This window comes from Streptomyces sp. NPDC002206, from assembly GCF_053593595.1.
In genome coordinates, this window is record NZ_JBSFCW010000066.1 from 1 (window position 1) to 13,129 (window position 13,129).

12 protein-coding genes and 4 pseudogenes are annotated in these 13,129 nt (G+C 68.6%); 8 read left to right on the plus strand and 8 right to left on the minus strand.

The genetic code is table 11. The features are described 5' to 3' along the window. Positions 1-81: pseudogene (locus ACWCP8_RS40300) on the minus strand (electron transfer flavoprotein subunit beta); the annotation flags it as partial. Between the two features lie 108 nt (positions 82-189). On the opposite strand from ACWCP8_RS40300, the gene ACWCP8_RS40305 reads away from it, so the two are divergent. The 3 genes and pseudogenes from ACWCP8_RS40305 to ACWCP8_RS40315 form a co-directional block, all read left to right on the plus strand. Beyond that, on the plus strand, positions 190-894 hold the full coding sequence (locus tag ACWCP8_RS40305; RefSeq protein WP_352272528.1) for a TetR family transcriptional regulator: 705 nt from the start codon (positions 190-192) through the stop codon (positions 892-894). Positions 895-1,004: 110 nt separating this feature from the next. Continuing rightward, entirely contained in the window at positions 1,005-1,394 is a 390-nt protein-coding gene (locus tag ACWCP8_RS40310; protein WP_451121484.1) for a Zn-ribbon domain-containing OB-fold protein, read from the plus strand. Between the two features lie 116 nt (positions 1,395-1,510). Then, positions 1,511-1,663: pseudogene (locus ACWCP8_RS40315) on the plus strand (3-hydroxyacyl-CoA dehydrogenase NAD-binding domain-containing protein); the annotation flags it as partial. Here ACWCP8_RS40315 and ACWCP8_RS40320 read toward each other — a convergent pair. From ACWCP8_RS40320 to ACWCP8_RS40330, 3 genes and pseudogenes are all read right to left on the minus strand, one after another. Next, positions 1,662-1,833: pseudogene (locus ACWCP8_RS40320) on the minus strand (IS5/IS1182 family transposase); the annotation flags it as partial. The pseudogenes ACWCP8_RS40315 and ACWCP8_RS40320 overlap by 2 nt on opposite strands. 34 nt (positions 1,834-1,867) lie before the next feature. Then, positions 1,868-3,271, minus strand: a complete 1,404-nt coding sequence (locus tag ACWCP8_RS40325) for a carboxypeptidase regulatory-like domain-containing protein (protein ID WP_451121486.1) — start codon at positions 3,269-3,271, stop codon at positions 1,868-1,870. After that, a complete protein-coding gene (locus tag ACWCP8_RS40330; protein WP_451121488.1) occupies positions 3,268-3,579 on the minus strand; it encodes a hypothetical protein in 312 nt (103 codons plus the stop codon). Before ACWCP8_RS40330 ends, ACWCP8_RS40325 begins: the two co-directional genes overlap by 4 nt. Positions 3,580-3,696: 117 nt before the next feature. Here ACWCP8_RS40330 and ACWCP8_RS40335 point away from each other — a divergent pair, with 117 nt between their 5' ends. After that, positions 3,697-4,254 (plus strand): TetR/AcrR family transcriptional regulator, encoded by a 558-nt coding sequence (locus ACWCP8_RS40335; protein ID WP_356006912.1) that lies wholly within the window; start codon positions 3,697-3,699, stop codon positions 4,252-4,254. Positions 4,255-4,566: 312 nt separating this feature from the next. Here ACWCP8_RS40335 and ACWCP8_RS40340 read toward each other — a convergent pair whose 3' ends face one another. Further along, complete coding sequence (locus ACWCP8_RS40340) at positions 4,567-4,785, minus strand: dehydrogenase (protein WP_352272535.1); 219 nt, start codon at positions 4,783-4,785, stop codon at positions 4,567-4,569. Positions 4,786-5,283: 498 nt separating this feature from the next. Here ACWCP8_RS40340 and ACWCP8_RS40345 point away from each other — a divergent pair, with 498 nt between their 5' ends. The 4 genes from ACWCP8_RS40345 to ACWCP8_RS40360 all read left to right on the plus strand — a co-directional run bounded on the left by ACWCP8_RS40345 (position 5,284) and on the right by ACWCP8_RS40360 (position 9,375). Beyond that, positions 5,284-5,406 carry a hypothetical protein gene (locus tag ACWCP8_RS40345; RefSeq protein ID WP_352272536.1) on the plus strand — a complete coding sequence of 41 codons (123 nt, stop codon included), beginning with the start codon at positions 5,284-5,286 and terminating at the stop codon, positions 5,404-5,406. Between the two features lie 376 nt (positions 5,407-5,782). Beyond that, the gene (gene ctaD, locus ACWCP8_RS40350; RefSeq protein WP_451121492.1) at positions 5,783-7,501 is read left to right on the plus strand and encodes an aa3-type cytochrome oxidase subunit I; all 1,719 of its coding nucleotides are present in this window, start codon (positions 5,783-5,785) and stop codon (positions 7,499-7,501) included. 37 nt (positions 7,502-7,538) lie between these two features. Beyond that, a complete protein-coding gene (locus ACWCP8_RS40355) occupies positions 7,539-7,880 on the plus strand; it encodes a hypothetical protein (protein WP_382845451.1) in 342 nt (113 codons plus the stop codon). A gap of 133 nt (positions 7,881-8,013) precedes the next feature. Continuing rightward, positions 8,014-9,375: an NAD(P)/FAD-dependent oxidoreductase gene (locus ACWCP8_RS40360; protein WP_352272605.1), complete on the plus strand. Its 1,362-nt coding sequence runs from the start codon at positions 8,014-8,016 to the stop codon at positions 9,373-9,375. 169 nt (positions 9,376-9,544) lie between these two features. On the opposite strand, the pseudogene ACWCP8_RS40365 reads toward ACWCP8_RS40360, so the two are convergent. The 3 genes and pseudogenes from ACWCP8_RS40365 to rho form a co-directional block, all read right to left on the minus strand. Then, positions 9,545-10,411 (minus strand): annotated as a pseudogene (locus tag ACWCP8_RS40365) (sigma factor). 160 nt (positions 10,412-10,571) lie between these two features. Continuing rightward, entirely contained in the window at positions 10,572-11,570 is a 999-nt protein-coding gene (locus ACWCP8_RS40370; protein WP_352272607.1) for an aldo/keto reductase family protein, read from the minus strand. A gap of 72 nt (positions 11,571-11,642) precedes the next feature. After that, a complete protein-coding gene (rho, locus tag ACWCP8_RS40375; protein WP_352272609.1) occupies positions 11,643-12,782 on the minus strand; it encodes a transcription termination factor Rho in 1,140 nt (379 codons plus the stop codon). Between the last annotated feature and the right edge of the window lie 347 nt (positions 12,783-13,129).

Below are 13,129 nucleotides of genomic sequence, written 5' to 3' on the forward strand. Positions count from 1 at the left end.
CAGCGTCAGGTCATCGGCGAAATGCCGGTCACCGGTGGCGTCGGGCACGTACTTCACACAGACAACGATCCTCAAGCTCACGCCGGCTCTCCTACCTGGGTGTGGTTCCTCAGTCGACCATATGGTACTCAGTACCCTCTGTAAAGGTACGTAGTGTCGAATGGTTGCAGTTGGTGTTAGGTTCCGGGCATGACCGAGGCACGCAGACCAGTGAAGAAGCCACCCATGCGGGAGGTGCTCGCAGAGGCGGCGTTCCAGCTCTTTCTGGAACGGGGCTTCGAGCGGACGACGGTGGACGACATCGTCGCGCGGGCCGGGGTCGGGCGGCGTTCGTTCTTCCGCTACTTCCCTTCCAAGGAGGACGTGGTCTTCCCCGACCACGAGCGCTGTCTCGCCGATATGACTGCGCTTCTGGAGGCGGCCGACGACGGCGACCCGGTGGCCACGGTGTGCGACGCGGCCCGGCTCGTGCTGCGGATGTACGCCGCGAATCCGGAGTTCTCCGTCCAGCGCTACCACCTCACGCGGGAGGTTCCGGGCCTGCGGACCTACGAGTTGTCCGTGGTCCGCCGCTACGAACGCACGCTGGCCGAGTATCTCCGCGGCCGCTGTGCCGGCACCCCGGACGGCCCGCTGCACGCCGAGGTGATTGCCGCGGCCGTGGTCGCCGCGCACAACAACGGCCTGCGGTCGTGGCTGCGTTCGGGCGGCAAGGGGGACGCGGAGGCTGCGGTGGACCACGCCCTCGGGGTCGTGCAGCGGGTCTGGGGTGCCGCAGCCGAAGGCGTCGCCACGCCGGCCGCGGGCGACGATGTCGTCGTGGTGGTCGCCGCCAAGGGCACGCCCATGTGGCGCGTGGTGCAGAAGGTCGAGTCGGCCCTCGCCGAGGACTGACCTTGGCATAGGTACTCAGTACCTTTACCTCTCGGCACTCAGTGTCATATGGTGCGTCTGCGTCGAAGCACGGCGCCGACGCACCCGAGCCGAGTCCAAGGGGTCGAGACGTGTCCCATTCAGTTTCAGCAAGTAGTGCCGCGCCGACGGCGCCGGGTGAAGCCGGACTGATCTACCAGCTCTGCCGCTGGTGCGGTACGGCGTCGTTCCGGCGGCTGTTGTGTCCGGTGTGCGCGTCGAGCGATCTGGACTCCGTACGCAGCGACGGTCTGGGTGTCGTCGTGCGGTCCAGCGTGGTGCACCGCTACACCGAGGCTGCTCGCAACGAGTCCTTGGTCCGGTTGCCCGAAGGCTTCGTGTTCCGATGCCAGGTCGTGGGTACCGCACCGCATCTGGTGTATGTGGGCGCGCGGGTGCGCCCCGTCACCGGCGCCGACCCGGATTCCGGGGAGCTCGTCCTCGAACTCTGCGACCCGGTAGGGCGCGCCGATTGGCAGTGAACCGGTCCCCGGGAAGCCGGACGACCCGGACATCACCGGCAGCCGCGAGCTGCCTCCAGAGAGGACATCCAGGCAGGCGTTGATTCAGCAGGATCGGGGTCGTGGGCTGCGGCCTGATGGGGTCGGGCATCGCAGAGGTCTGTGCCAGGGCCTGCCTGGACGTCAAGGTTGCCGAGCGTGCTGAGGAAGCTCTGGCGGCGGGCCGGTCCCGGATCGTCGCATGGCTCGACCGGGGGCTGCGCAGCGGGAAGTTGAGCGCGTCGGGGCGTCAAGCTCGAGGCCGATCATGGGGGCGTGGGCGGACAGAACGAGCAGCCTCAGCTCCTCCATCACTTCGAGCGTGATCCACTCGTCCCGGCGGCGGTGCAGAGGTGGTTGCCGGGCAGTGCTCGTCAGTGACGCGCTCGTATCCGCAGCCGAACACCAGGACCTGCACCAGCAGCTTCGAACCCGTCACGGCCTGACCGACTGACTCACCCACGAATCGTTGTCTGACCAGTCCCGTTGGACAGCACGTCAGGTGGCGCCCCGTTGCGCCGGTCATGCATGCTGAAGTCGGCCCGGACGGCCACACCGGACTGCAGCAGCTTCTGGTGGACCACCGGATTTCGGCCGGGGTACGAGACCACAACGCTGATATATCCCTCGGGTAGACCGGTCACGGCATACTCGCCCTGCGCGTTCGTCGAGGTCCGCACCAACTGCCGGCCGCTGGTGTCCATGACAGTCACCGCGGCGTGGCGGACGGGCTGCTGCTCGTCGTTGCGGACGGTGCCCTCCAGCATCGGCAATGGCTCGCCGAAGTGGTGGCGGTGGGCCGGAAGCGCGGTAGGCGTGGGCGCCTCCACGGACGGGTCCTCCACCGGCGGCTCCGGAATGTCCTCCTGCTCGTCCTCCGCGCCCCGTCGTGCGGCGAGGCGGTGGTGCCGCCACGCGTCGAGGCCCATCAGGGCCATACCCACTGTGATCCACGTGCACAGCACGAGGACCGGCTCGAGCACCCCCGCATTGTCGAAGTACAGGACTCCCCTCAGGGCGTCCACCGCGTTGCCCAGCGGCATGACGACGTGCAGGTCCTGGAAGAACGTCGGCAGCAGCGGGACTGGAGCCACGCCGCTGGAGGGAACGCTCAGGACGATGTACAGGCCCATGCCCACCATGGGGAAGAACTGCTTGGTGAAAGGCGCCACGCCGTAGGCGAACGTGGCCACCGCCGTGGTGAGCAAGAAGGCGATCGCCAGGACCGAGGAGTTGTTGGGGAAGTAGTCCAGCCCTACTCCGACGAAGAAGCCCACGGCACTGAAGAAGGCGGAGACGCCCACGATCATCATCAGTTTCTTGCGACGGTTGAAGGTCACCGCCCGCAGCAGGGTCGTCGCGAGTATGTAGCCGGGGACGCTCCAGGCGACTCCGAAGTAGACCAGGGTCGTGGCATTCAAGTCCTTGCTCACGGTGGGGGCCACGTCCGTGACCGTGAGCCTCTGGTGGTTGTGCGTCGCAAGCTGGGTGAAGCCCTTGGTCAGCGCCCGCTCGAGAGGCAGCCCGTTGGCCTCGGCCACGTACAGCACAGCATGTCTGCCCTCGGCGACGAAGCCTGCCACTGCGTCGCGGTCCAGCACCGCCTGGCGGGCTTCTCCGGCGTCTGCCACGGCCCTGACATCGAACCAGTCGGGGTGCTTCTGTTGCAGAGCGGCGTCGACTCCGGTTTCCAGGACGCGGTTGGCGACCACGACCTTCGCGTGGTTCGGCTGAGGCTCGTGAAAGGCCGTGGGGAAGCAGAACAGAAGGGCGAGGAAGAGTACCGTCGGGAACATCAGGGTCTCGGCCAGAGTCCTGGCCAGGGGTATGCCCCGAGGGCGCTCGATGCGGTGTTTCACAGCCCCACTCCTTGGACGCCACGGTGAGCCACGTCACAGTGCTCGTGGGACCTGTTGCCGACTGGATGTGTGGCGAGGCCACCGCCGCCGCGCCAGTGCCGGTGGATCAGTTCGTCGGTACCCGAGCTGCGCTCCTCCACCGGCCGCGTTTCGCGGTCGGGCAGCGCCCTCACGACGCTGGCCTGCTTCGCCTCCACGGCCTGCGCGGAGCTGTCGGCGCTGATCCCGGACCTTTGGAGGAAGACCGCGGGACCGCGTCCTCCGAGCCCACCCCCCGCGACCGTCACTCGCGGTGCTACCAGCTCCATGGCACCCCTCTCCGTTCCCCGCACCTGGCCATCGCCATGCCGCGATTCCGTTAACGTACCGATCGGCACATCTACAATTTGTGGACCATACGCGTACCGGCCGGTACAGTCAAAAACGTGCCTCGCCCCGTCAATGCCGAAAAGCGTGCCGAACTGCTGAAGCAGGTTGTGCACCACCTCCAGCACCACGGTCTCGCGCTGACGTCGCTGAGCCAGCTCGCCGAGGCCGTCGGCACCACCAAACGCATGCTTCTGTACTACTTCGGCAGTCGCGAGAACCTGTTGGCCCAGGCGTTGGCCGCCAGCCGTCCTGACACCCGCGCGATGTTCGACGACGTCCACGACAGCGCCGGCCTGCGCAAGGCCGCCCACGCCTTGTGGGAAGCGATCAACGTCGGGGAGCAGTCCGGGGCGTTCCGCATGCTGGTGCAACTGCTCAGCCTGGGCGCCACCGATCCGGAGCAGTACGGCAAGCTCGCTGCCGACACCGTCGAGATCATGATCGCCCCGATCGCCGCCGCCTACGTCCGGCTGGGTCACCCGCCACAGCAGGCGTGGGCAGGAGCCACGCTGCTCGCCTCCGGCCTGCGCGGATTGTGCCAGGACCGCCTGGTGACCCATGACGTCGCCCGTACCGACGCCGCCGCTCGCCGGCTCATCGCTGTCGTGGTGTAGTCGATCAATCGGACGGCTCGTTGGTGGTGTGGAGCAGTGCGGGGGCGCTGCCGGCCGAGGCCGGCCTCGATGCCGACAGCGTTGACGCGCTGGTGCCTGAGGGCTGACGCGTCCGACGAGGATCTCCACCAACTGCGAGGCCCCCCGGTCCTCAGGGAAACGGGGGCCTCGCAGTGGCGTTCGTCAGTGTTGCAGCGGGTGCAGTACGGGCCTCCCGCGCCACGTTGAACACGATGTGGCGCATGGTGCAGGCGCCGGAGGCCCGGTGGTGCGGGCCCCGGCGGGTCGTGCGGAGCGGTGGGAGCCCGGGGCTCAGACGATGTCGATGACGGTACGCAGCGCCTCACCCGTGTGCATCTGCCGGATCGCCTCGTTGATGTCCGTCAGCGGCACGTGGTGCGTGATCACCGAGTCGAGGTCGATACGGCCCGCACGCCACAGGTCGATGATCTCGGCGAAGGTGCGGCGGACGTTGTTGTCGCCGTAGGAGGACGGGAGAACCGCCTTCTCGTTGAGGACCAGCTCGGCCATGCTCAGGCCGCTCTCGTCGGTGCGGAGCCGGCGCCGACCAGGCAGACCGTCCCGCCCGGACGGGTGGCGTCGTACACGGCACGGAGGGTGCCCGGCTTGCCGACCGCTTCAAAGTCGAAGCCGGAGCCGCCGGTGTGACGCGCTCGGAGGCCTCGGCCAGTTCCTCGGGGGTGATCGTCTCGGTGGCGCCGAACACGGATCTGCTCGTCGCCGCTGTGCTCGCGGCGGCGAGCAGCGCAGGGCGGCCGCCGCGCGGACGCTGGAGAACGCCACGGGCCCACGCGGGAGCCTCGACGCACTGCGCCGCTCGTACATCGAATTCGCCCTGAACCAGAGCCACTTGATCGGCGTCCTGGCCGGGGGTCGGACCAGCTCCCCGAGAAGGAACGCAAGGCGTCCCGCCAGGCGCGGCGGGGCTGTCTGGCGCTGTGGGTCCGCCTGCTCGACGAGGTCCGGCCGGGACTCGACACGGCCGAGGCCAAGATCATTGTGAACGCGATGCTCACCACGGTCGACAACGCGGCCCGTACCGGACGCCTCGGCGAACGCCCCGACATCGCGGACCGCCTGACGGACCTAGGTACGGTCCTGCTCCTCGACGAGGGCGTGTCCACCGGCTGATCGCCGGGTCGGGGCGCCACCTGCCGGCTGCCGAGACCGCTCGCCGCTGATCATGTGACTGTGCCACCGCCCGTCCGTCGGCGGTGGCGCAATCGTACATCTGCGCGAGGGTGCTTCAACTCAGCTTTTCTCATTGTGTGTTGAGTGTCGCGATGAGGTGCGCGCAGCTGCATGTGGGTCAGCACGCCCTGACGGGTGAATGTCCCGCCCCGGCGGGCGCCGGGCCGCACATGTCGCCCCCATGGCTGGTTTGCTGCAGCTGGAAACTGGCGCGAGGCTCCGGGGGGCCGCCGGCCGCCCCCGGTGGAAGCGGCGCCCTGCCGGGTGCCGAGCCCACCCGCGAAGGACCGATCGAAGGAGCGTCGTAGTGACGACGATGGGCACAGCAGGGGCGGACGAGACAGAGGAGTCGTACGCGAACGAGCTGCCGGTACGCAGCAAGGAGCCGGGAAACATCGTCGTCAGGTGGATGAGCACCACCGATCACAAGACGATCGGCACGATGTACCTGGTCACGTCGTTCTCCTTCTTTGTCGTCGGCGGCGTGCTGGCTCTCGTCATGCGCGCCGAGCTGGCCCGTCCCGGCACGCAGATCGTCTCGAACGAGCAGTTCAACCAGGCGTTCACGATGCACGGCACGATCATGCTGCTGATGTTCGCGACGCCGCTGTTCGCCGGGTTCGCGAACTGGATCATGCCGCTGCAGATCGGTGCGCCCGACGTGGCGTTCCCGCGGCTGAACATGTTCGCGTATTGGCTGTACCTCTTCGGCTCGATCATCGCGGTGGCCGGCTTCCTCACCCCGAACGGCGCCGCGGACTTCGGCTGGTTCGCCTACTCCCCACTGACCGACGCGGTTCGATCGCCAGGGATCGGCAGCGACATGTGGATCATGGGTCTGGCCTTCTCCGGCTTCGGCACGATCCTCGGCTCGGTCAACTTCATCACCACGATCATCTGCCTGCGCGCACCCGGTATGACGATGTTCCGGATGCCGATGTTCGTGTGGACCGTGCTACTGACCGGTGTGCTGGTCCTGCTGGCCTTCCCGGTGCTGGCGGCGGCACTTCTGGTGCTGGAGGCGGACCGCAAGTTCGGGGCGCGCGTCTTCGAGGCGGCCAATGGCGGCGCACTGCTCTGGCAACACCTCTTCTGGTTCTTCGGCCATCCAGAGGTGTACATCATCGCGTTGCCGTTCTTCGGAATCGTCAGCGAGATTGTCCCTGTCTTCAGCCGTAAGCCGCTCTTCGGCTACATCGGCCTGATCAGCGCCACCATCGCCATCGCGGGCCTCTCCGTGACCGTGTGGGCGCACCACATGTACGTCACCGGTGGTGTGCTGCTGCCGTTCTTCTCGTTCATGACGTTCCTCATCGCGGTACCGACCGGTGTGAAGTTCTTCAACTGGATCGGCACGATGTGGAAGGGATCGCTGTCCTTCGAAACACCGATGCTCTGGGCCATCGGCTTTCTGGTGACGTTCCTCTTCGGCGGTCTGACCGGTGTCATCCTGGCCTCGCCCCCGCTGGACTTCCATGTCTCGGACTCGTACTTCGTCGTCGCGCATTTCCACTACGTCGTCTTCGGCACCGTGGTCTTCGCAATGTTCGCCGGATTCCACTTCTGGTGGCCGAAGTTCACCGGCAAGATGCTGGACGAGCGGCTCGGCAAGATGACGTTCTGGACGCTGTTCGTGGGCTTCCACGGCACGTTCCTGGTGCAGCACTGGCTCGGTGCCGAGGGCATGCCGCGTCGTTACGCGGACTATCTCGCCGCCGACGGCTTCACTGCGCTGAACACGGTCTCGACGATCTCCTCGTTCCTGCTCGGCCTGTCGATGCTGCCGTTCTTCTACAACGTGTGGAAGACCGCCAAGTACGGCAAGAAGGTCGAGGTGGACGACCCGTGGGGCTTCGGCCGTTCGCTGGAATGGGCGACCTCCTGCCCGCCGCCGCGGCACAACTTCCTCACGCTGCCGCGGATCCGTTCCGAATCCCCGGCGTTCGACCTGCATCACCCCTCGGTACGGACCCTCGACGAGGGCGCCCACCATCCCGGCGCCACGCCCGCGACCCCCGGGGACCGGCAGGCGTGAGTGCGGCAGCCCGATGACGAGGAGGAAGGAGCAACGAGTGGACCCCGACAAGGAGAGCGCCCGCGGACTGGCGCAGATGGAGGGCTATCTGCTGTGGAGCGCCGAGGTCGAGGAGGCGCGCAGACTGGCCGTCCGCTTCACCGACGAGCTGCCCTGGCTCACCACCACCCAGTGTGAGGACGTGGCCCGTGTCTACACCGCGGACCGTGTCGCCGCATCCCGGGCGATGCTGGCCCGTATCGCCGCCCGGTCCATCGAACTGCGCGGCGAGTACAACGACCGCTACCGCAGGCTCAGGGCGCGCTGCGTCACGGCCGCAGTCGTCACCGCCGGCGCGGTCAGCGGTACCTGCACGGCGCTCACCCTGCTGACCCGCTGACACCGGGCGCTCGTCCGTTCTGCCGCCCTCAGCAGGCGAACTCGGACCCGGTTCGTGAGGATGGTGGGTGATGGGCGCGTGTGACCGGGCAGGAGAACGGGCGCCCGCGCAGACCCGAGAAGGGACGAACACCGTGGCACGACCCAGGATTCTCGTCGTCGGCGCCGGATTCGGCGGGGTCGAGTGCGTACGCCGTCTGGAGCGCGCACTCAAACCCGGTGAGGCGGACGTCGCGCTCGTCGCCCCGTTCTCGTACCAGCTGTACCTGCCACTTCTGCCGCAGGTGGCGTCGGGCGTGCTCACACCGCAGTCGGTCGCGGTGTCGCTGCGCCGCAGCCGTCGGCACCGCACCCGGATCATCCCCGGCGGGGCGATCGGCGTGGACACGACGGCGAAGATCTGCGTCATCCGCAAGATCACCGACGAGATCGTCGACGAATCGTACGACTACATCGTCCTTGCCCCCGGCAGTGTCACGCGCACCTTCGACATCCCCGGCCTGCTCGACAATGCCCGCGGGATGAAGACACTGGCCGAGGCCGCCTACGTACGTGACCACGTGATCGCACAGCTGGACCTGGCGGACGCCAGCCACGACGAGGACGAGCGGGCCTCTCGGCTGCAGTTCGTGGTGGTCGGCGGCGGATACGCGGGCACCGAGACCGCGGCCTGTCTGCAGCGGCTCACCACAAGTGCCGTCCGGTACTACCCCCGGCTGGACCCGAAGCTCATCAAGTGGCATCTGATCGACATCGCCCCGAAGCTGATGCCCGAGCTGGGGGACAAGCTCGGGCTCAGCGCCCTGGAGGTGCTGCGCGAACGCGGGATCGACGTATCGCTCGGAGTGTCGGTCGCCGAGGCGGGGCCCGACAAGGTGACGCTCACCGACGGCCGGGTGCTGCCCTGCCGCACGCTGATCTGGACGGCCGGTGTCACCGCGAGTCCGCTGGTCGCCACCTTCGGCGCGGAGACCGTACGCGGGCGTCTGGCAGTGACCCCGGAGATGACCCTGCCGGGCTTCGACGGGGTCTTCGCGCTCGGCGACGCCGCCGCCGTACCCGACCTGGTCAAGGGCGACGGCGCGGTCTGCCCGCCCACCGCGCAGCACGCCATGCGGCAGGGCCGCAGGCTCGCCGACAATCTGATCGCCACACTCCGCCACCAGCCCCTGAAGCCGTACGAACACAGGGATCTCGGGCTCGTTGTGGACCTCGGCGGCAAGGACGCGGTCTCCAAGCCGCTCGGCGTCGAGATGCACGGGATGGCCGCGCAGGCCGTGGCCCGCGGCTACCACTGGTCGGCGATGCGGACCAATGTGGCCAAGGCACGGGTCATGACGAACTGGATGCTCAACGCCATCGCCGGTGACGATTTCGTACGCACCGGATTCCAGGCCCGCAAGCCGGCCACGCTGCGCGACTTCGAGTACACGGACTCCTATCTCACCCCGGAACAGGTCCGCCAGCACACCGCGTCGTTGACCGCCCGAGGCTGATCCGGGACGGGTCTCCCTCTGCGGTCACATTCCTCCGGCGCCGCGGGTCATACCACCGACGGACCGAATTCCGTCGCAGTGACAAGCGCAGACCCCGCCGCTCCCTCGCCAGGGGGAGTGACGGGGCCTGCCGGTCTCTCGCCAGGGGGAGCGGCGGGCCGCAGCTCTGTCATACGTCGCGGATCCGCAGATCCATCCGGCCGAGGTCGTCGGCGTCCGCGACGAGGTCGATCGAGACGATCCGCCCGGCCTCGATAGTGAAGCCGATGACGACCCTCGGCCTTCCGCCCGGGGCCCAGACGGCGCCGGGAAGCCCGTCGATCAGGGCGGGCTGTGCTGCCGAGGCACGCCCTGCGAACGTGCCGGCGACCGCAGCGGCCCCCACCGCCCCGGCCGCGCCCGACAGGGCCACCGCGGGGTCGACGCGGAGTACGACGTCCGGGTCGAGCAAGGCCAGCAGCGCCTCGAAGTCGCCGCCGCGCGACGCGGCCAGGAACGCGTCGACGACCTCGCGCCGACGGGCCATGTCGGTCCCGGGATCCGGGACCGTGCCCTGCACACGCCGGCGCGCACGGTCGGCGAGCTGCCGGGTCGCGGCCGGGGTGAGTTCCACGATGGGGGCGATCTCGTCGAACGGCACGGCGAACATGTCGTGCAGCACGAACGCCAGACGTTCCGCGGGCGACAGCGTGTCCAGCACCACGAGCAGCGCCAGGCCGACCGAGTCGGTGAGCTCCGCCTGCTCGTCGGGCCCGATGCCGACGTCGTGGCCCACGGCGGGCCCCGGCAGATGCGATTCCCACGGATCCTCACGGCGGGTGTCGCGGCTGCGCAGCATTTCGAGGGAGACCCGGGCGACGACCGTCGTCAGCCATCCGCCGAGGTTCGCCACGTCGCCGACGTCGGTACGGGTGAGCCGCAGTCAGGTGTCCTGGATGGCGTCGTCGGACTCGGCGGCCGAACCGAGCATCCGGGAGGCCACTGCCCGGGGCCGGTGCTCCTCGAAGCGGGCCGCCAGAAGCTCCTGCTCGTCCATCGGTCACTTTCCTCCGTCGCTCCGTGTCGTACAAGTGACCCATGGGACCAGGCCCTTGTGACACGGCCCGGGCGCCGACACGCCGCCCCGTCGCCCCGTGCGGGAGGCCGATGACCGCCGGACAGCGGTCACCGGCCTCCCGGAGCCGTGACCGGCCGGCTCAGTCGTTGCCCTCGTGGCCCGCGGTCAGCGCCGGGTCGCGCTCCACCACCGGATCCAGTACGTCGTCGATGGCCTTCAACAGATCCGCGTCGAACTTCACGCCTGCTGCCTTCACGTTCTCCGTGACCTGCTCGGGCCGGGAGGCACCGATGATCGCGGCGGAGACGTTGGGGTTCTGCAGTACCCAGGCGACGGCCAGTTGAGCAAAACTCAGACCGGCCTGGTCCGCAAGCGGCCCCAGCTGCTGGACCCGCTCCAAGACGTCGTCGCGGAGCCACCCGGCGACGAACGATGCCCCGCCCTTGTCGTCCGTCGCCCGCGAACCGGCCGGTGGCTGCGCCCCCGGCTTGTACTTGCCGGTCAGCACGCCCTGGGCGATCGGCGACCAGACGATCTGACCGATGCCGAGCTCCTCGGACGCGGGCACGACCTCACCCTCGATGACCCGCCACAGAGCCGAGTACTGCGGCTGGTTGGAGACGAGCGGAATGTTCAGCTCGCGGGCCAGGCCGTGTCCGGCGCGCAGTTGGTCCGCCGTCCACTCCGAGACGCCGATGTAGAGGGCCTTGCCGGAGCGGACCACGTCGGCGAACGCCTCCATGGTCTCCTCCAGCGGCGTGCTGTGGTCGTAGCGGTGTGCCTGGTACAGGTCCACATAATCGGTCTGCAGCCGGCGCAGCGAGTTGTCGATCGATTCGAGGATGTGCTTGCGGCCCAGACCGCGGTCGTTGTGCCCGGGGCCGGTCGGGAAGTAGACCTTGGTGAACATCTCGATACTCTCGCGGCGCTGGTCCTTCAACGCCCGGCCGAGAACGGCCTCGGCGCGGGTCTCGGCGTAGACGTCCGCGGTGTCGAAGGTGGTGATTCCGGCGTCCAGGGCGGCCCGGATGCAGGCGACGGCCGCGTCCTCCTCCACCTGGGAGCCGTGGGTGATCCAATTCCCGTAGGCGATCTCACTGATCGTCAGACCGCTGCGGCCGAGTCGGCGGAATTCCATGTGCCTGCTCTCCCTGTACTGGTACGTGAACACGTCATGCTATGCGCGTGCCACCGTGCCTGCCGGGAGGACTCAGGCGTCGGGCACGGTGCCGTGGATCCGGCGGAGGAAGGCCGCGTTGTCAGGGGTCTGCCGGATCCTGTCCAGCAGCACTTCCAGCATCGCCTGCGGGTCCCTCGTGTGCAGCGCGCGCCGCAGCCCTCGTACGGCGGTCAGTTCGGCGGCGGGGAGCAGCAGTTCCTCACGGCGGGTGCCGGATTGCGGAATGTTCACGGCTGGGTGGATCCGTTTGTCCGCCAGGGCGCGGTCCAGCCGGAGTTCCATGTTCCCGGTGCTCTTGAGCTCCTCGAAGAAGTAGTCGTCGGCGCGGGACCCGGTGTCCGCCAGCGCGGTGGCGAGGATGGTCAGCGAGCCGCCCTCCTCGGTGCGGCGTGCGGCGCCGAAGAGTCGCTTGGGGCCGAGCAGGGCGGCGGCGTCCACGCCGCCGCTGAGGGTGCGGCCGCCGGCGGTCGCCGCGTTGTTGTGGGCCCGGCACAGCCGGGTGAGCGAGTCGAGCAGGATCACCACGTCCTGGCCCTGCTCGACGAGCCGCTTGGCGCGTTCGACCGCGAGTTCGGCGAGTGCGATGTGCTCCTTCGCGGGCCGGTCGAACGTCGAGGCGAGGACGTCGCCGCGTACGGAACGGCGCATGTCCGTGACCTCTTCGGGGCGCTCGTCGAGCAGCACCACCATGAGATGGCACTCGGGATGGTTGGCTGCGACGGCGGCGGCGATCTGCTGCAGCAGCACTGTCTTGCCGGTCCTGGGCGGGGCGACGATGAGCCCGCGCTGTCCCTTTCCGACGGGGGCGACGAGGTCGACGATGCGGGTTGCCGGGCTGCCGCCGGGTGTCTCCAGGCGCAGGCGTTGCCCGGGGTGGAGCGGGGTGAGATCGGCGAAGTGCGGCCGGCCGCTCAGCGCCTGCGGGGAGCGGCCGTTGATCCGCTCGACCGCTGACAGGGCGCGCGGCCGGTCGCAGAGGCCTTCGATGAGATCGCCCCGGCGCAGGCCGTGCCGGCGGACGAGGGCCGCAGGCACCTGGACGTCGGCGGGGGAGGGGTGGCCGCCGTCGGTGCGCAGCGCGCCGTGCCCCTGGTGCGTCAGGTCGAGGACTCCGACCACGTTCGTGGGGAGTTGTTGCTGGTCAAGAGGGTGCTTGAGGGTGGTGGTCATGCGGGGTGGTCCTTTCGCGGACATGGCGAATGAAGGGGCCCGGCGGATGCGAAGGGCGGTGGAATCACGCCCCGGACGACGGGCAGGAAAGTCCGTACCGGACTGGAGGAAGGTGGTGCGGGAAGCTGCGTCGCCGGTCAGGAAAGAACGAACGGAGCAGCGACAGGAGGAGAATCGGCACCGGCGCCCGAATCGGGGCGTTACACACGTGCCGCTTGCACTGTACCACCTGGCGGACGCGGTAGGTGCTGGGAATACCCACGGGCAGTACCCGTCGTATGAGGTTGTGCGACGGACGGCGATCTCGGGTGGTGGGGGGAATTCTCTTGCATCCCTGAGGAGGGTGT